Raw genomic sequence first — 19,413 nt, 5'->3', positions numbered from 1 at the left:
AAACCCGGTAAATATTCCGGTGCTCTGCATTTATAATTTGTACATGAATGTGATACACTGATGGAACTATTCCTTTTTCGGAAGTGCTTGAAGTGTACGGGACTGCAATCCATTATAAAGTCTCGGCACGTTATAAGGAGGGTGAACAAAAATGAGTTACTGTTGTGGGGCAAGTATGGTGGGAACAAAGGGCACGCTGAAGCATTACCGCACCCAGGTTCATAATGTTCCCCTGCTGTTTTGTCCGGTGTGTCACCGGGTAGAAGTGCATTATAAAGTGGAAAATGAATATGAAATTTTGGCTGAATATGCGCATGGAGATGGTGCGTCGGAGATTGATTTTCAAGATTACGTGACGGAAGATGAAGATGCGATTTTTGAAAATTGCGTGAATCGTGAAAGCGAAGATGCTATGGTCATTGTGCAGCGTCAGATCGACATGTCTCTGGATCTACTTCGTCTTGCCAAGGAAATGAAGGATGAGAAGTGGGAAAGTGAACTCAAGCGTCGCTTAGCCGTCATGAGTCAGCGCAGACTCAAAATTCAGCATAACAAGAGTGGACTATAGATTGAATTTAATTATTTAAAATTTAAACTATACGAACGGAGCTTATTCGCTAATCGAGCGAAAAAGCTTCGTTTTTGTTGTATATAGAAACTAATTCACGGTTTTTCTTAAAATAATTTCCATTCGACACTTTCTCCGATTGACTCCCTTCTATAAACTTGTCTATGATAAAAACAGACTTGCAAAAGAGGCGGAGCAAAAAATGTTCGTGTTTGGGAATAGGAGAAGGTTAGAATGGAACAGACGTATAATGTTTTCCGGATCGACTCTTGGTTACCCGGAATAGACCAGCTTGGGTTCCGGACATGCCATCCATATTTTCGGCTCAGCCCCCTAATGAAAGGGCACCGGTAATGAAAAATAAAATCGGCCCTTCCTGTTTCTGTGATGATATGATGTCCGAATGGCAAGTTTATCATTTACGTGAAAAGGAGGAACCTGACATGATTAGTGAATTTCAGGATACAGTGCCTCGACCAACGAATGGATTCCCGCCTGTACATCTGGATAACAACAAGTATGAGAATGTCCTGGAGCATCTGGATAGCGGTATAATGTTGTTTGACAGTAATGGTGTATTGACGTTTATTAACGTTCAAATGGCAAAATTGTTGGAGCTTCCTAGGAGTCTATTGAGCGGCTGCACCCTGATGCAGATGCTGCATCATCCACAGATGAGCCGATTCAAGAAAAAGAAAATTTTACGCATCTATCGGGAAACTATCTTTCATCGTAAGCGCTATCATGAATTGATTGACGAGTATGGCAGGCATTGGCTGGTTACAGTAACGTACGGGGATCAGATGGATGGGGACTTCCTTTTCAGTGTGAAGGATGTCTCCGATTATAAACAGATTGAGCAGACCGCTTATCAAAATGACAAACTTGCAATGTTGGGGCGGATTTCGGCATCGATTGCCCATGAAATTCGCAATCCTTTGACGGCTATCCGCGGATTTATCCAGTTGCTTCGTCCTCATTTGCTGCAATTGGGGAAAGATGAGTACGCTCGAATCATTCTAACGGAGATTGACAGGGCGAACGACATTATCTACGAATTTCTGAATTCCTCGAAACCGTCAGCTCCTCAGAAGACCATTATGTCTGTTAACTCTTTGCTCAAAGAGGTGGTCTTGCTGACAGAAAGCGAAGGATTAATGAAGGGGTGCGAGATAACCCTGGATGAAGCAGAAGTCCCGTTAAATGTGTCCATTGATGTCAAACAGATTAAGCAGGTAATTTTGAATATGGTTAAAAACGCAATGGATGCCATCGAGGATGTGGGCGAAGAGCATACTGGCTTGATTCAGATTTCCACGGGAACCGAGAACAAGTATGTGCAGATCTCTATTGCTGATAATGGACAGGGGATGGACCACAACACCCTTGTGCGCCTGTTTGACCCATTTTTCACCACCAAGGAGAGCGGAACAGGACTGGGGCTTTCCGTGAGTTATCGCATTATCAAAAATCACGGAGGCAACATCTCTGTGGATAGCAAAAAAGGGGAAGGCACCCGGTTCATCATCATGCTTCCCTTAGTGTAAAGACAGAGTTATGCGAACAGGAATTGGCCTACCTGCCGATTCCTGTTGTTTTTTGTTGGGACGATTAGGGTTATAGTTAGAATGAATGCGAATACATAGCTCAATTTACGGGAGGAAGAACCAATTATGAATATCCAGGGAATGGAACAAATGAACAAACAGCTAATGGACCATGTAGGGAAGATCATTGTGGGCAAAGACCATACGATTGAGCTTGTGATGACAGCAATCATTGCCTCAGGGCATGTCCTGCTGGAGGACGTACCTGGTACGGGGAAAACCATGTTGGCCAAATCAGTAGCCTCTTCACTGGATTGTACCTTCCAGCGTATTCAGTTCACACCGGATCTGTTGCCATCTGATTTGACGGGTATTCATTTTTTCAATCAAAAAGAAGGTGACTTTGAATTCAGACCTGGCCCCCTGTTTGCCAACCTGGTGCTGGCAGATGAGATTAATCGGGCTACACCGCGTACCCAGTCCAGTTTGCTAGAGTGTATGGAGGAACGGCAGATTAGTATTGATGGTTCGACCAGACAGCTGGAACGGCCATTTATCGTCATTGCCACCCAAAACCCGGTAGATAACCAGGGAACTTTTCCATTACCCGAGGCACAGATGGATCGTTTCATGATGAAGATCCGAATGGGCTATCCAAGCAGTGAAGAAAGTGTAGAAATTCTGAGACGTACGGTAGCGAGCCGATCTGTTGCCGATCTGTCCGCTATCATTAGTCGCGAGCAGCTGCTTGAGGCACAGAGCACCTATACATCGGTCCAAATTGACGAAGATCTATTGCGATATATTATCCGTCTGACAGAAGCGACTAGGCAGCATCCCGAGCTTTCACTGGGCGTAAGTCCACGAGGAGCTCAGGCGTTGCTCAAGGCAAGTCAGGCCTGGGCTGCTTTACATGGCAGAGACTTCGTTCTCCCTGATGATATTAAAATATTGGCGGAGCCCGTGTTAGCCCATCGGCTTGTATTCCGCAACCGGGTGAGACAACAAGAGGGCTTGGCGGAGCGTATTATTCAGGAACTTCTGAGCCAGACTGAAGTGCCGACGGAGAATTTTGCTACAGGCAGCGGGCGATAACATATGGCATTACTATGGCTAGTCATTGTCGGAGGCATTGTTATTGGAGTACACGGCATATGGTTCGGCCGTCCGGCTTTACGCAAGCTGAAGTACACCAGAGAATTCAGCAAAATGCGTTGTTATGCTGGGGATGAGCTGGAGATGGTTGAGACGATTGCGAATGAAAAACGAATATCGGTTCCATGGCTCAGACTTGAAGCTATGATGCCAGTTTCATTTGTGTTTCGTTCGGGCTCAGGCATGGATATCAGTCAGGGAGATATTTATCAGAATCATAAAAGTATCTTCACTTTGAAACCGTTTACCCGTATTACGCGCAAGCATCCTTTTGTATGCAGTAGACGTGGGATCTACATGTTAAACACCGTAACCATGACCGGAGGGGACTTGTTCGGCCTTTGGCGTACCTCGAAGCCTGTTCCCGTTCATCTGTCCATGGTCGTATATCCTTCACTTGTTCATGCGGAGGATCTGCCTGCGATCTATCAAGTATGGCAAGGTGAGGTTGAGGTATCCCGTTGGATTGTTGAAGATCCTTTTCTGATTCTCGGGGTACGACCGTATGGTGCGGGTGATCCGATGAACCGTATTCATTGGAAAGCGAGTGCACGCACAGGAGAATTGCAGGTTTATAAGCAGGGATGGACTGCGGACCCTCAATCCTGGATTGTGGTTAACATTCAGGAGTCAGCGGACATGTGGAGTGTCGTTACCCGCCCGGAGATGATCGAACGGGCACTTCGTTATGCAGCAACAGCAGCGGTAGATGCAATTGGAAGAGGGTTACCCGCGGGATTTGCTCATAATGGCTATCGTGTGAGTGGAGGGCGCGATCCATTGCGGATTGAGCCGGATTACGGTAGTCCTCATCTGGAAATGTTACTGGAAGCTATGGCAGAGACGGAGCTGAAATGCATGGTTCCCATGGAGCAGTTCCTGAGTGATGAAGTAGAACGGAATGAAGAGGCTCAGCAGGTTCGCAGTTATCTCTTAATTACGTCCTATGTATCTCCAGCTATGGAACATGAAATTGTGCGTTTGCATGAGCAAGGCCACCGTGTGACCATACTCCCCGTAGAGGGCGGGAAAAGCGATTTCAAGGCGGTGAGTGCATGAATGAGACCAAAAGCAACAATACCAAGGGAAAAGTACTTATATCCATGTCGGCCGTTCTATTGATTGGGGTATATTTTTATCCGCTATTAACGCTTACTTCTCTCTATGCAACGGGTCATTTTCCATACACATTAATGGCTATCTTTGTTATTGCTGGCTGGTTAGGTCAATGGGTACAGCACAGGTTACCAACCATCAGTGAAAAGAACACGTTTATTCGATGGGGTGCAGCGTTGCTTTTGGGGCTGTTAATCTCATTGGTAATTGCATTAGTGTGGGCGTTTCCTTTACCTGAGTTGCTGACGGCAGTTGTATGGGGAGTTATATCAGCCTATATTGGGTTGAATTTTCAACCTGTCTTCCGTTCGATTTTGATTTGGCGCTTGCAGATTTGGGGTGTTGCCAGTGCAATTGTGCTCAGTGGGGCGGCCAATGGAATTGAATTCATGCAGCCTCTGCTTGCTTACACCGGCACCATATATGCAGCGGGAGTAATCAGTTTTGTTGGTTGGTTGGTAGGTCAATACAGTGTGCAGCTGGATCGTGCGATATTAAATGATGGCTCAAAAAGAATTGTGTTACGTGAGTTTGCCCGGGCGAATCACCAGCGTCTGTTATGGATGCTGATTGTGATCGCGGGAATTGGTGCTTTTCCCAGTCTTGTTGCCTGGCTAGGACCACTGCGTGACCGTCTGCTTGCATGGATCAGAGGTTTAATAGGCTCGAGTTCCAATCAGGAGCCGCCGATTACGCCTACAGCTCCAAATGAACCGCCAATGATACCTGAAGGAATGGAACCGGCAGGGGAGCCCTCTATTTTCTGGGATATCCTGGGGTGGGTCGTCATGGGGGCTGTCGCAGTTGTGATCTTGTGGCTTATCCTGCGTTTGGGTCAGAAGGCGATAAACAAACTTATGGAGCGTTTCAAAGGGCTGCTGCAGCCCGGTCAGAAGAAGGCAGAGCCTCGGACAGAGTATGTGGACATTAGCGAAACGTTAGAGGCGCCTGCAAAAACGCGCAAATCCTGGTTCCGCAAGAAGGAGTCGCTACCCTCACATGATGACGAACGTGTTCGATTTTATTATCGGAAGTGGATCGACAGAGCTGCACACCGGGGCGTGCATATACAGGGTGCACATACGCCACTGGAGGCTGCAGAGACAATTGTTCAGCATGGGGCCAGAGAAGATGATCAGAAGCTCTCTGCTATGCTACCAGATACCTATAACGCTGTGCGCTATGGGAAGAAATCTCCAGACGATTCCGAGATGAGTGAGATTGATCGGATATGGAAATCTTATCGAAGTAAATAAGTCGGGAATCCCTTTACTTTTCTTGTTACGTTCAAGTATCATGAGAGGAATACACAAGTTGGTCAGAAAAGGAGCAGACATTAATGAAGACAAATCATTGCAAAATAGTAGATTGTACAATCCGTGATGGTGGATTGGTAAATAACTGGGACTTTAGCGTGGACTTTGTTCAACAGCTATATGCTGGATTGAATGAAGCCGGCGTTGATTATATGGAAATTGGATACAAAAACTCACCTAAGCTCTTGAAAGGTGCAGAAGAAGCAGGTCCATGGCGTTTTCTGAATGATGATTTCCTGCGCAAAGTAATTCCGCAAAAAGGAAATACCAAACTGTCTGCACTCGTTGACGTTGGACGTGTGGACGAGAATGACATTCTGCCGCGCAGCGAAAGCATGCTGGATCTGATCCGTGTAGCTTGCTACAGCAAAGATGTAGACAAGGCACTTGCTCTGGTTCAAACATTCCACGATCGTGGATATGAAACAACGCTGAACATTATGGCATTGTCTAATGTTATGGAAAATGAACTGTTGGAAGCTTTTGAACTGATCAAGGAAAGTTCTGTGGATGTTGTATACATAGTAGACTCCTATGGAAGCCTGGATCATAACGATGTGAAATATCTGGTGGAGAAGTTCAAGACTCATCTGCCGAACAAACGTCTTGGCGTTCACACACACAATAACATGCAACTGGCGTTCTCGAACTCGTTGGTAGCAGCTGAGCTTGGTGTTGAACTGCTGGATGCTTCCGTATACGGTATGGGACGTGCTGCAGGAAACTGTCCTACTGAACTGCTCGTTGCTCATTTGAAAGGAACAAAATACAACCTGCGTCCAGTACTTGGTGTATTGGAGCAATTGATGGTGCCTCTCCGTGAAAAAGAAGAGTGGGGTTACATTTTGCCTTATATGATTACAGGTACATTGGACGAGCATCCTCGCTCGGCGATGGCACTGCGTTCGTCGGAAGACAAAGATAAGGTTGTTGATTTCTATGACAAATTGACAACACCAGAAGTTAATTTTGACAAATAAGCTTGTTGCATAATTCTTGAAATTGACTTCAAGTCAACAAGAGAAGGGATCTAATACGTCTATAACTTTAGCGCATTAGCGTTTTAAGTCGAAAAGTACACATATGGCGAAAATTAGTCTGAAATACAGTTGCAAACTAAAGAAACATGGACTCCAATGGGGAGTTCATGTTTTTTTAGTTCTTATTGCCTTGTTTTTCTACATATCTATGAATAAATATTCCTAGGAATGCTCATTTTTTTTGTTCACGTCTGCGGAAATAAATGTTATTATGTACCAGATAGCATGTTTTCACATGTGAATTGAACGTTGATAGAGATGAAAATGTCGAATATTGTAACAAATTAGAGTTATATCGTTAAGGTTATTTCAGGATAGGCGATCCCGGGAAGGAAAAAACACGGCATGAAGGCTAATCAGCAAGATCAGAGAAAAATAGGTTGGGTCGCAATAGGCGGCTTATTGTGTTTCCTCGCAAGTCAATGGTTTCGTTCCTCCGCAAGCTCTGATCTGATCATATCGGGTTACCCGGTTTTGACACTCTTGGGTGGCTTCGCTGCAGCAGCGGCCTGTATCGGCATTTATAATCAAAGCTGGTTATTTCAGACTCAAAGACTGACCCTCCGTAGGGTCCTCATGACTACGTTATTTTTATTGATTGGTTTGTTTGAGTTGGTTCACATCGTTTCTTTTGCCGAAGAAATGCCAAATGGGGCGATGGTGGAATCGGAATTCTCGTTGAAGATGATTTCGCTTGGATCTCTTGTTTGTGCGGCAGGTTTGCTGTTCATATATGCAGTCAACGAGAGGGAAATTGCGTTACCACGCAAATTTTTAATTTTCAGTGGAACACTCGGTATTTTTGTTGTTTTGTATACAGTTGCAATTCAGGAATGGGCTATACTGCCGAACTTGTTGGAGGGGAATGTGCTTGGTGGCATGTTTACCCGAATTCATTTTCTGATCGGAATGCTGTATGGCGTGACTGCGGTCGTGTTATTCGTTCAATGGAAAAAAGGCAAAGATGGTGATCTGCCTACCATTCTTTGTGCAATCCTTTGTTTTTTCTTTGGGGAATGTTACTTTGTCTCTGCTACGAAGATTAATGATCTCAATCTGTTGCTAGGTCTGTTAAGCGATTGTTTGGGCTATTTCTTCATCCAGAAGGGACTGTATTCGTCTGTGGTAGATACGCCTTTCCTGAAACAGCAGGTGGCGGAAGCGAAAATGAACTTTATTGCTCACCATGATGATGTGACAGGGCTGCCGAATCGCCGTCGTCTTTCTCAGCGACTGAAAGTGATGATGAATGCAGCTATGGTAGAGGAGCAGCTTGTCGGTGTCTTGGTATTGAATATCAACCGGTTCAAAACGATTAATGATTCATTAGGCCAACAAGCGGCTAACCGTGTGCTTCGTCAGGTAGGACAACGTCTGAAGCATTCTTCGCTCCCAGGAGAGGAAGTGTTCGGACTAGGAAGAGACGAGTTCGTATTGACAATGACAGACTTCTGCACAACAGATACGGCGTTGCGGCGGACAAGATCGATCTTACAACTGTTCGAAAAACCTGTAACGGTGGATGGGAACGAGTATCATCTTACGTTGGGTATTGGTATGGCGATATTCCCGCATGACGGAGACACACCGGAAGAGATTATTCAGAATGCGGATACGGCGCTGCATAATGCCAAAGAGCAAGGAATAGAGCTAAACCGATATGCCCATGCGATGCAGATGAAAGCCCAGGAGCGTTTGCAGCTTGAGAATGATTTGCGCAAAGCATTGGATCGTGGGCAGTTCTATCTTGTGTATCAGCCGCAGGTTAATCTGGCGAGTGGGTTGATTGTGGGTATGGAGGCTTTGGTGCGTTGGCAGCATCCGCTGAGAGGCTCAGTATCCCCTGGGGAATTTATTCCTCTTGCTGAGGAGAGCGGGCTGATCGTGCCGCTGGGAGAATGGGTATTGCGTGAGGCCTGTGCACAGAACAAGCGCTGGCAAGAAGCAGGTTATCGCAAGCTTTGTGTGTCGGTTAACCTGTCTATGAGACAATTCAGGCATTCCCATCTGCTGGACAACATCAGCGGTATTCTCAAAGAGACAGGCTTGGAACCTGTGTGGCTTGAACTCGAGATTACGGAGAGCATGACGTTTGACAAGGATCGTGCGTTTGAGCAGTTGCGCAAGATTAAGGAAATTGGTGTGCACATTAGTATTGATGATTTTGGCACCGGGTACAGTTCACTGCACTATTTGAAAGACCTTCCGATTGACCGCCTCAAGATTGACCGTTCCTTTGTCAATGAAGTGATGGAGGACAGCAATAACGCGGCAATTGTGTCGACCATTACGTCGATGGCTCATCACCTGCAGTTGAAAGTAACTGCTGAGGGCGTTGAAAATGAGGATCAGCTTTCATTTCTTCGTGATCAGCATTGTCATGAGGCTCAAGGGTACTTTTTCAGCAAACCGATTGTGGCAGCCGATTTTGAAAAAAAGTTTTTGAGAGATGTGGATAAACCCACGGGGTAAGGATAGACAGGGGCGTGGACACGCTTCTGTCTTGTTTTGTTTCGAAAGGTTAGAGGGAAAATGGTAAAAAGAAGTTGCAAGCGTTGGATGATCATGGTATATTAATTTTGTAAAATTCATGTTAATGTTCCTCGGAACTTGACGGGACGTAGCTCAGCTTGGTAGAGCACCTGGTTTGGGACCAGGGGGTCGCATGTTCAAATCGTGTCGTCCCGATCGTCATTCGCGCGGGTGTAGTTCAATGGTAGAACTTTAGCCTTCCAAGCTAATAGCGTGGGTTCGATTCCCATCACCCGCTTAACTAATGTAACACCTGAAATCCTTGTGAAAACAAGGGTTTTTTCTTTTTCAAGAAGTTAGTTAGTGTATTTTAAGTCATGTTTGAGTGAGAATATCATGGCGCTGAATTGAAAACCTTTGCTTTTTCCCCATCATCTGGTACAATAACGGAGAAATTGATACTACACATGAATGAGAGGTAACCATACGTCCCATGAAGTAAAACACATGAATTCAACCCCAGTAACTGCAGAGAGTTTATGACGCAGTCAGCCAAAAAGCGGCTGAGCAATGAGGGGATTCGTGTGTCCAAATTCAGCTATGGGATCAGGTATGGAAACAGGCAGGCTGTTCTGGCTTAGCTTGTGTATACCCTTTTAAGGGTTCTTTGTTCATACCGTGGGGTATCTTATGCTTGTTTTTTGACGCTTTATCCAATCCTGAATTGCCAGACCGCCGGCTGATGCCAGCGGTTTTTTTATTTTGAATTGCAGGAAGGATGAGGCCTCATGATGACAATGGTACGCCTACATGAAGTATCGAAAGAGTGGAACGGGAATGAGTTGTTTGCAGGATTAAATCTTGAAATAAATGAAGGTGAGCGGCTAGCCATTCTAGGTCGCAACGGCTGTGGCAAGACCACCTTATTAAGCATCATTCTTGGAGAAGAAGAGGGTGGCGGACGCATCGAACGTCACATTCCGCAGCAGGAGTGGGGTTTCATGCGCCAGCGCTCATTGATCAAGCCTGAGATGAATGTGCTTGATGCTGTCCGGCAGGAAAGTGGACGGATTTACGAGGTGAAGCGGGACCTGGAATTACTGGAACAACGGATGAGCAACAGTGGAGCGGCAGATGAGCAGCGGCTGCTCGAAGCTTATACGATAGCGATGGAGCAATATGAGCAATTGAACGGGTATATGTGGGAGACTGAGGTAGAGAAGGTACTGACGCGTCTGGGGTTATCGTCGGAACATTGGAATCGGCCGTATCATTCTTTGAGTGGTGGGCAAAAAACGAAGGCCCGTCTCGCAGGATTACTGGTCAGTAAACCCAAATTTCTGATTTTGGATGAACCGACGAATCATCTGGATGAAGAGAGCATGCGCTGGCTTGAAGAATGGCTTTCCGCCTATGCTGGAACATTGTTGTTTGTTTCTCATGACCGGACCTTTATTGATCAGGTCGCAACGGGTGTCATTGAGTTTAGTCCGGATGCACTGACCAAATATAAAGGCGGTTACACGGATTACAAAGGGCATAAGGAACGCGAATTACGTGAGCAGGAAGCAACCTATCGCAAGCAGGAGCTGGAACGGAAAGCGCTAGAAGAGACGATCCGCAATTATCAGCAGTGGTTTCATCAGGCTCATAATTCAGCAAGCGATGTGGAAGTGAAAATAACTCAGAGCTTCTACAAAGCGAAAGCCAACAAGAACATTTCCCGCTACCATGCCAAGCAAAAGCAACTGGAGCGCCTGGAGAAAGAACGCGTGGATAAACCCCGCGAAACTACAAAATTGAACATGGAGCTGCAAGTGAACACGCTGGCTGCCCGCCAACTCCTTGCACTGGAAGACGTTAGCTTTGCTTATCCGGGGAGCCCGACATTGCTTCACCATATCCGGATTACTCTCGAACGTGGAGATCGTCTTGCCGTACGTGGTTCGAATGGCACAGGCAAGACGACACTGCTCAAACTGATGATTGGAGAGCTGGAACCATCCCAGGGCAAAGTGACACGACATCCACAACTGAAGATCGGTTATTTTTCGCAAGAGCTTGAGGGGTTACCGGAAAGTGAGATACTACTGGATAGTTTGCTCAGTCTTCCATCCATGACACAAAGTGCTGCACGTACCATTCTCGGATGCTTTTTGTTCTCAAGAGATGATGTGTTTAAGCGTATTGGGGATCTAAGCATGGGAGAGAAGTGCAGAGTTGCATTCCTACGGTTGTATTTCGGAGGATCTAACATGCTGGTGCTGGATGAACCGACCAATTATCTGGATATTGACACACAGGAAGTGATGGAGAATATATTGAAGCAGGCATCCGGAGCACTGGTGCTCGTATCCCATGACCGCATGTTGACCAAAGTACTCGCCAGCCGCTTGCTTGATTTAGAACCCGGCGGGAAGGCTACACTGTATGAAGGTGGAGTGGAGGATTGGGAGCAATCCATCAAATTGCGAGAGTCCGCCCTTGAGGTTCGGGAGTCAGATGATGAACGGTTGCGGCTTGAAATGCGTTTATCCGAGTTATTATCTCCCATGAACAGTGCGGGCAATGATGTGTTGACTAAGCCTGATGATGTAATTGAACGGGCGGCTGAAGTTGCCGAGGTTCGCGAAATTCAGCGTCGTTTGAAACAGTTGCACGAGCTGCGAAAACATAAGTAATCTATTGATGAAGCTTATGCTGTTTTACTTTTTGGCTTAACGTTTGAACATGTGGCTTTACGGCTTGCTATTTCGAGCGATTTTGCATATAATAATGGACGATCATCAGTAAATTTGAAGGTTTATCTGACATGTAAACGTGTTGATGGAGACAAGTAAGCAGTGCCTCTGTACAGGGAGGAAGCGCCGTAGATTGAGAGCGCTTCTGTAGAACAAGGCTGCTGAAATTCACTCCGGAGCGGTTCCCTGAACCAAATCTTGCGATACATCGCAAGAGTCAGTAGGGGGTAACGGTTAACGGTCGTTATTCCGTATAGAGTGAGGCAAACATGTTGCAGGCCGGAAGGGCCGGGCAGTACTGAATGTCTAACAAGGGTGGTACCACGGTCTTTTCGTCCCTTCAGGGGAGAGAAGGCCTTTTTTTGTTGCATTTAACCACATAAAGGGGGCATTTACACATGAAAGAACGTTTGGAAGCATTAAAGATCGAAGCGCTGGAGCAACTGTCTGGCGTGAACGATCCACAGACGCTAAGTGATCTGCGTGTAAAGTATTTGGGGAAAAAGGGTGCATTAACCGAGATTTTGCGCGGCATGGGTGCGCTTAGTGCAGAGGAACGTCCGGTGATTGGTCAGGTTGCCAATGATGTTCGCGGCGCGATTGAAGAAGTCATTGATAGCAAGCAGGAGCAGTTCCAGAAGGAAGAGACGGCGAAACGTCTGCAATCCGAAAAAATTGATGTGACCCTGCCAGGACGTCGCGGACGTCAAGGTGGACTGCATCCACTGACCAAAGTGGTACAGGAAATCGAAGATATTTTCATCGGTATGGGATACCGCGTAGCGGAAGGTCCTGAGGTTGAAATGGATTATTACAACTTCGAAGCACTGAACCTGCCGAAGAACCACCCGGCGCGTGATATGCAGGATTCTTTCTATGTAACAGAAGACCTGTTGATGCGTACGCATACGTCTCCGGTTCAGGTTCGCACGATGCAAAGCATGAAAGGTGAAGTGCCTGTTAAAGTCATCTGTCCGGGTAAAGTATACCGTCGGGACGATGATGATGCGACGCATTCGTTCCAGTTCAATCAGGTTGAAGGTTTGGTTATTAGCGAGAACATTCGCATGAGTGACCTGAAAGGTACCTTGCTGCAATTCGTACGCGAAATGTTCGGTTCACACACCGAGATTCGTCTGCGTCCAAGCTTCTTCCCGTTCACAGAGCCAAGTGCTGAAGTGGATGTGACTTGTGTGCAATGTGGTGGCAGTGGCTGCCGTGTATGTAAACAGACAGGTTGGCTTGAGATTTTGGGCGGCGGTATGGTTCACCCGAAAGTACTCGAGATGGGCGGTTATGATCCGGAGAAATACAGTGGGTTTGCATTCGGAATGGGCGTAGAACGTATCGCCATGCTGAAATATGGCATTGATGACATTCGTCATTTCTACAACAGTGATATGGCGTTCCTGAAACAATTCGGACGACTGTAATTACCGAAGTAGCATACAGGGCGAACGCCCGTCATTTGCAACACCAATTCATAGATTAGGAAGTGAACGTCCATGAGAGTATCGACAGATTGGCTGTCTGATTATATCGCGCTGGAAGGCGTGGAACCGCAGGAGTTGGCAGAGAAATTCACCCGTGCGGGGATTGAGATTGATGTAGTGGAGAACCGGAACCAGGGCGTAAACAAAGTGGTTGTTGGTTACGTGAAGAGTAAGGAGAAACACCCTGACGCTGATAAGCTGAATGTATGTGTGATTGATGCTGGACAGGAAGAAGATCTGCAAATCGTATGTGGTGCGAAAAATGTGGATGCCGGTCAAAAGGTAGTCGTTGCCCTGGTAGGAGCTAAGCTCCCTGGTGGACTCGATATCAAAAAAGCCAAGCTGCGCGGCGTTGTATCCCTCGGCATGATCTGCTCTGCGAAAGAACTGGGCATGAACGACAAGTTGCTGCCGAAGGACCAACAGGAAGGCATTCTCGTATTGCCGGCACAAACGGAAATTGGCACACCAATCAGCCAAGTGCTTGGTCTCGACGGTCATGTTCTTGAACTGGACCTGACACCGAACCGCTCCGACTGTTTGAGCATGCTGGGTGCTGCTTATGAAGTAGGTGCAATTCTCGGTCGTGAAGTGAAACTGCCTGATCCAACTCAAAAGTTGGTGGAAATCGGTGATGCGGCTGCGAATCATATCTCGGTTGAGATTACGGCTGGCGAACAATGCAGTCATTATGCAGCTCGCTATGTAACTGGGATCAAGCTGGGAGCTTCCCCGCAGTGGATGCAAAACCGTTTGATGGCCGCTGGCATCCGTCCGATCAATAATATCGTTGACATCACGAACTATGTCATGCTGGAATACGGACAGCCGCTGCATGCTTTTGATGCAGATAAGCTGGAGAAGGGCCACATTGAAGTGCGAATGGCCAAAGAAGGCGAAACGATCGTGACGTTGGATAGCCAAGAGCGCAAGCTGGAGCCGCATATGCTGCTCATTACGGATGGCGTAAAACCGGTAGCCATCGCAGGTGTTATGGGTGGCGAGAATTCCGAGGTAACGGAAACTACAGTGAATCTGTTGCTGGAATCCGCCAAGTTCGACGGTGGAACCGTTCGGAAAACGTCGCGCCAACTGGGGCTGCGTTCCGAAGCAAGCATGCGTTTTGAGAAAGAAGTCGATCCGGCTGCTGTCATTACGGCATTGAACCGTGCGGCTGAATTGATCCAGCGTTATGCGGAAGGCGAAGTTCATCAAGGGATCGTGGAAGCTGGAACAGCCGCAGCGGATAAACATGTTGTTCAGCTGTCGCTGGATAAACTGAATCGCTATCTGGGAACTGAGTTGTCCCTGCTTGAAGTGAAAACCATTTTCGCTCGTTTGCACTTTGCGTGTGGTGATGCGCAGCAAGGCTTGCTTGATGTTGAAGTGCCTAGCCGCAGAGGGGATATTACACTTGATGTGGATCTGTTTGAAGAGATTGCTCGTCTGTACGGATACGACAATATTCCAACTACTTTGATCGAAGGACCAACAACACCGGGTGCATATACACGTTCGCAAGCAATGCGTCGTACCATTCGTGGCCTGTTTGCAGGTAGTGGCTGGCAGGAAATGATCAGCTATTCATTCGTACACCCAGATAAAGTATCTTTGTTCCCTGCTCTAACAGAAGGTAGTAAAGCCGTGAAGTTGGCTATGCCAATGAGTGAGGACCGCAGCGTGCTTCGTAAGAGCATCTTGCCTCAAATGCTGGATGCAACGGTGTATAACATGAACCGCAAACATGATTCACTAGCTGTATTTGAAGTAGGCAGTGTGTTCTTCACTGAAGAAGAAAAGCTGACGAAGCAACCGCATGAGATTCCGGTTCTGAGCTTGTTGCTTACCGGAAATCGTGCATCCCAGCAGTGGAATGTGGGAGCAGAGAAAGTGGACTTCTTCGATCTGAAAGGTGCACTTGAGAACCTGTTCGCCTATGTGGGCCTGGAGCAGCGCATTCGCCTGGTAGCAAACAGCCCAGAAGGCTTCCACCCTGGTCGTTCCGCATCGGTATACCTTGAAGCAAAAGATGGCGGAGAGAGCAAACTGATTGGTACGATGGGTCAATTGCATCCTGAACTGCAACAGCAATATGATTTGAACGATGTATATCTCGCAGAGATCGGGCTTGAAGCGATCTATAGTGAAGCGGATGCGGATATCCGTTATCGTGAGCTTCCACGATTCCCGGCAGTTGAGCGAGATATCGCGGTTGTTGTGAGTAAAGATATCGAAGCTGGGGATATGCTGCGTTCGATTCGTGAATCTGCTGGCGAACTGTTGCAAACTGTACAGGTATTCGACGTGTTCACAGGCAGCAAGTTAGGTGAAGACAAGAAGAGCGTAGCGATGGCTCTCGTTTATCGCAACCGTGAACGCACATTGACGGATGAGGAAATTACTGAGGTTCATGCTCGAGTTGTTGCTCGTCTGGAGGAGCAATTTGGAGCCGAATTGCGTAAATAGAACATAAGTCAATTTTTTGAACAAAGATTAGCAGGAATTGCTTGAAGTCACATCGAATCCTTAGCATTAGAGGATCGATGTGACTTTTTTTGTTTTACAGCTTAGAATCAACATACAGACTTTAAGGAGGGCACAACTGTGACTATACCTGATCGTACACGCGTCACCGTAGAGATCTACGGGACTTCCTATAAACTGGTTGGCAGCAGTGCCGACTATATGAAACAAGTAGCTAACCTGGTGGATGAGCGAATGAGCGCCATCTCCAAACATAATTCCCGACTGGATACCCCGCGTATTGCAGTTCTAGCAGCTGTACATATGGCTGAGCAGTCTCTTCAGACTCAGGAAATTCGGAATGAGCTGAAAATGCTGACCGGTGAACGTACCGAAATGAGAAATGAACTTAATCGGCTGAATGCCATACAAAATGAACATCAGCAGGAACTGGAACGCAGGGACCAGGAACTCGCTGAAGCAATGAAGCTTAAGGCTGAGGTGGAACAGGCCATCGCGAAACTCCAGAAGGATCAGCAGGCAGAAGTAGCCAAGCTGAATACATTATTGGAGCAGGAACGCGCTCAGGCAGCAAGTCGCGAGCAAAAGCTTCAAGCCCAAACTGCTGCACAGCTGAAAGCGTCTGAGGAGAAGGCGCAGGCGCGTCTCAAAGAAGCAGAAGAAAAAGCAGCGAATCAAATCAAGAATGCACAGACTCAGGCGGCAGCGCAGCTGAAGGAAGCACAGACACGTTCAGCAAATGAGATGCAGCAAGCCCAGGCCAAAGCGGCTGCACAATACAAGGAGCTGCAGGAGAAGACGGCAGTTCAACTGAAAGAAGCCGAAGCTCGGGCCGTAGCAGAACGTCAAAAAATCGAGATGCAGGCTGCACAGCAGGTACAAATGGCGAAGGAACAAGCGGAAGCGGCAATTTTGTCTGAACTGGAACAAGCCGAAGCTCAATTGCAGAAGGTTCAGGATGAAGCCCAGCTTCAATATCGTGAACTTCAAACTAAGATGGAGCAGCGTATACAGCAGGCAGAGCAAGCTGCCGTCAATCAGGCTCAAGAACTGACTGAGAAGGCAAAAGAAGAACAAGTCGCACTGCAGCAACGAGCAGAGCAGAAGCGATTGGCTGAAATTGAACAGCTGAATGCAGCATTCAAGGAGTCATCCGAACTGGCGGAATTGGAATGGATGGAAAAAGAAGCGGCTTATGAAGAACAGCTTCAGCAAATCCATGAAGCAGCCCAGACTCAGGCGAACGAAGCTGCGGCAACTGCTGAAGCTTTGCTACAAGAAGAGCAAGGCAAGCTGAAGCAGCAGTTGGAAGAAGAGCGTAAACAGGCCAAATCGCGCTTAATCGATGTTGAAGCCCAATTAACCGAGGTACGTAAGCAGCTCAAGAATGCTCAAGAGGTGGTTGTGGATCAGGAGCAACAGCTCCAACACGAGCGTAATCAAACTGAAACGTTGCGCAGTGAACAAGCCGTATACAAACAGGAGCAAGATGTTCAGCTTCGTCGAATTACGGAATTGGAGCAGCAACTGGAACAATTAAAAGCAGATAGTGCTCTGCTGACTGAACAACTCCGCAACACAGAAGCTGAGGCCGAACATTTCCGGGAAGCGGAACAGCAATGGAAACAGCAGTATAACGAGACCGTTGAACGTGAATCTTCTCTGACAGCACAGCTGCGAAAAGTACAGGAGCAGCACAGTCAACTGGAGCAGGAAATCAAGAAACTTCGTGAAGCCGAAGCGAAATCCGAGGATGAGCAGCGCAGGCTGCAAAAAGTGCTTGAGCAGGCCCATGCGGCAGTACGCACATTACAACATGAACTTGGCGCACTGACGCAGAGCGAGCTGTCCTGGAAAGAGCAGGCTGAACAACGTCTGATCGAGATCGGCGAATTGGAGACACAGGTGCTTGAAGCTGCAGAACAGAATGAAACGTTGGAGTCAGGTGTACAGTCTCTTCATGATGAATTATCCGTTGTTAAAGAAGAAGCTCGTCACGCCAGCGAAGAAGCGGAACGTTACATTGCACAAGCTGGTCGTCTGGAGCTACAACATAAAGAGCTTGATGGTGAATTGAATGATGCACGTGAAGAACTGAGCAAGCTGCAGGAAAATTATAAACAAATCCGCAAGGATTATGGTGATGCTCTGCAGCGCGAAGAGGACTATACTCGCAAGCTGAATGAGATGAGCGAAGAAAAGAGAGAGATTGAGCGTGCGCTTGAAGAATCAAGACAGAATGCCAATCAGCTATCTGCTCGGATCGATGAGCAAGGCAGCTTACTGACTCAGACAGAAGAAGAAGCACTTGAGTGGCAGATTAAGCATGAAGAATTGTCTGCCCAACAGGCAGAGCTCTCCTCTCGCCTGCAAGAGCTGACTGCACGGGAAGTTGAACTGAAATCCAGAGTAGAACAAGCTGAACAACAAGCAGAACAACAAGATCAGGTTTGGCAACGTCGTGCTGATGAATGGGCGGCTCAGGAACAGTCCTGGCAAGATCGATGGGCTGCACTGGAGAATGAATTGAATCTCTGGCAGAAAGAAAGTGCTGCCAGTGTGGAGAAGGTAGAAGAGTTGGAACACGAGCGGCAGCAGCTTGCCCAGCAGCGTGCAGAAGCAATCGAAGAAAAGCAGACGATGGAAAATGAACTGCTGGATATCGGTGAGCGGTATGAACTTGCGGCCAATCAGTTACGTTTGCTGCAAGTTGAACGTGAGATGGAGCAGGAGAAGGCGGAGCAACTGAATACGGATTACCGCCAATTGCGGGATGAATATACGAAATTGCAGACGGAATATAACGAATGGATTGAATTGATTGAGCAGGATCAGACCTAGCTGATGATTATGTCATAACTGGAATCCTGGACAGCGCACTCTTGTACAATTTGTTATAATGAAGAAAGAGCTCCCGTCGCTACGGGGGCTCCTTGTCTTGAACACTATTCTTCAACAATAATTTTGGAGATCATACTGCCGTGACCGCTTCCGCAATAGACGGAACAGGACATTTCAAATTCCCCTGCTTTGTCGGGAGTGATCACTTTGGAACTGTTCTGGGTATCCAGCCGAAGGTTCAGCTCAGGTACTAGAACACCATGGTTTCCGTTTGTATTTTCATAAACAATCTTAACCGGGACACCTTTTTTTAAATGGTATTCAGGTTGGTCAAATTCATAGTTGCTTGCTTTGATTACCAGTTCTTCGCTTGCAGTTGCACCCGAGTCGGACTCACCGTTTGATTCTGCGGATTGTCCAGTTCCACCACATGCAGCAAGGACCAGAATCAACATACAGGCTGCAAGCCATGCCAGGCCTTTCTTCATCATATGCCTCCTCAAAAAGCGTGATATGGATAAAATTTGAATGATTTCTCCAGTCATCATACCGCAAATTGAAGATGCCTGTACATGCTGCCTATGTCGTTTTTTTGAACATCAGCATGCGCACAACCTAAAAAAATAAACCTCATCAGGCG

The 19,413-nt window shown here is 47.1% G+C and carries 12 protein-coding genes and 2 tRNA genes; 13 read left to right on the top strand and 1 reads right to left on the bottom strand.

What is annotated here, in order from left to right:
• The first annotated feature begins 151 nt into the window (after window positions 1-151).
• From ACR1R9_RS18370 to ACR1R9_RS18310, 13 genes are all read left to right on the top strand, one after another.
• Complete coding sequence (locus ACR1R9_RS18370) at window positions 152-568, top strand: hypothetical protein (RefSeq protein WP_024628323.1); 417 nt, start codon at window positions 152-154, stop codon at window positions 566-568.
• Between the two features lie 443 nt (window positions 569-1,011).
• Window positions 1,012-2,115 (top strand): ATP-binding protein, encoded by a 1,104-nt coding sequence (locus tag ACR1R9_RS18365; protein ID WP_076289929.1) that lies wholly within the window; start codon window positions 1,012-1,014, stop codon window positions 2,113-2,115.
• 126 nt (window positions 2,116-2,241) lie between these two features.
• Entirely contained in the window at window positions 2,242-3,210 is a 969-nt protein-coding gene (locus ACR1R9_RS18360; RefSeq protein ID WP_076289928.1) for an AAA family ATPase, read from the top strand.
• A 3-nt stretch (window positions 3,211-3,213) separates the two neighbouring features.
• On the top strand, window positions 3,214-4,329 hold the full coding sequence (locus tag ACR1R9_RS18355) for a DUF58 domain-containing protein (RefSeq protein WP_433923056.1): 1,116 nt from the start codon (window positions 3,214-3,216) through the stop codon (window positions 4,327-4,329).
• The gene (locus ACR1R9_RS18350) at window positions 4,326-5,642 is read left to right on the top strand and encodes a DUF4129 domain-containing protein (protein ID WP_433948922.1); all 1,317 of its coding nucleotides are present in this window, start codon (window positions 4,326-4,328) and stop codon (window positions 5,640-5,642) included. The genes ACR1R9_RS18355 and ACR1R9_RS18350 overlap by 4 nt, the downstream gene beginning before the upstream one ends.
• Before the next feature lie 83 nt (window positions 5,643-5,725).
• A complete protein-coding gene (locus ACR1R9_RS18345; protein WP_063564204.1) occupies window positions 5,726-6,682 on the top strand; it encodes an aldolase catalytic domain-containing protein in 957 nt (318 codons plus the stop codon).
• A gap of 405 nt (window positions 6,683-7,087) precedes the next feature.
• Window positions 7,088-9,214 (top strand): bifunctional diguanylate cyclase/phosphodiesterase, encoded by a 2,127-nt coding sequence (locus ACR1R9_RS18340; protein ID WP_310852452.1) that lies wholly within the window; start codon window positions 7,088-7,090, stop codon window positions 9,212-9,214.
• Window positions 9,215-9,356: 142 nt separating this feature from the next.
• A tRNA-Pro gene (locus tag ACR1R9_RS18335) sits at window positions 9,357-9,430 on the top strand.
• Between the two features lie 11 nt (window positions 9,431-9,441).
• Window positions 9,442-9,512, top strand: a tRNA-Gly gene (locus ACR1R9_RS18330).
• A 490-nt stretch (window positions 9,513-10,002) separates the two neighbouring features.
• Window positions 10,003-11,895, top strand: a complete 1,893-nt coding sequence (gene abc-f / locus ACR1R9_RS18325; RefSeq protein ID WP_433923059.1) for a ribosomal protection-like ABC-F family protein — start codon at window positions 10,003-10,005, stop codon at window positions 11,893-11,895.
• 458 nt (window positions 11,896-12,353) lie between these two features.
• Window positions 12,354-13,388, top strand: a complete 1,035-nt coding sequence (gene pheS / locus ACR1R9_RS18320) for a phenylalanine--tRNA ligase subunit alpha (protein WP_024628331.1) — start codon at window positions 12,354-12,356, stop codon at window positions 13,386-13,388.
• A 72-nt stretch (window positions 13,389-13,460) separates the two neighbouring features.
• Window positions 13,461-15,914 carry a phenylalanine--tRNA ligase subunit beta gene (pheT, locus tag ACR1R9_RS18315; RefSeq protein ID WP_433923060.1) on the top strand — a complete coding sequence of 818 codons (2,454 nt, stop codon included), beginning with the start codon at window positions 13,461-13,463 and terminating at the stop codon, window positions 15,912-15,914.
• Between the two features lie 138 nt (window positions 15,915-16,052).
• Window positions 16,053-18,773, top strand: coding sequence for a hypothetical protein (locus ACR1R9_RS18310; protein WP_433923061.1), 2,721 nt, complete (start codon window positions 16,053-16,055; stop codon window positions 18,771-18,773).
• Between the two features lie 104 nt (window positions 18,774-18,877).
• Here the strand turns inward: ACR1R9_RS18310 and ACR1R9_RS18305 are convergent, their stop codons facing one another.
• A complete protein-coding gene (locus ACR1R9_RS18305; protein WP_411836101.1) occupies window positions 18,878-19,264 on the bottom strand; it encodes a cytochrome C oxidase subunit II in 387 nt (128 codons plus the stop codon).
• Window positions 19,265-19,413 lie beyond the last annotated feature (149 nt).

Origin of the sequence: Paenibacillus taichungensis (assembly GCF_050994985.1) — a bacterium.
GTDB classification, from domain to species: domain Bacteria; phylum Bacillota; class Bacilli; order Paenibacillales; family Paenibacillaceae; genus Paenibacillus; species Paenibacillus taichungensis.
Note: the sequence above shows the minus strand (reverse complement) of the source record. Positions and strands in the feature narration are given on the sequence as shown.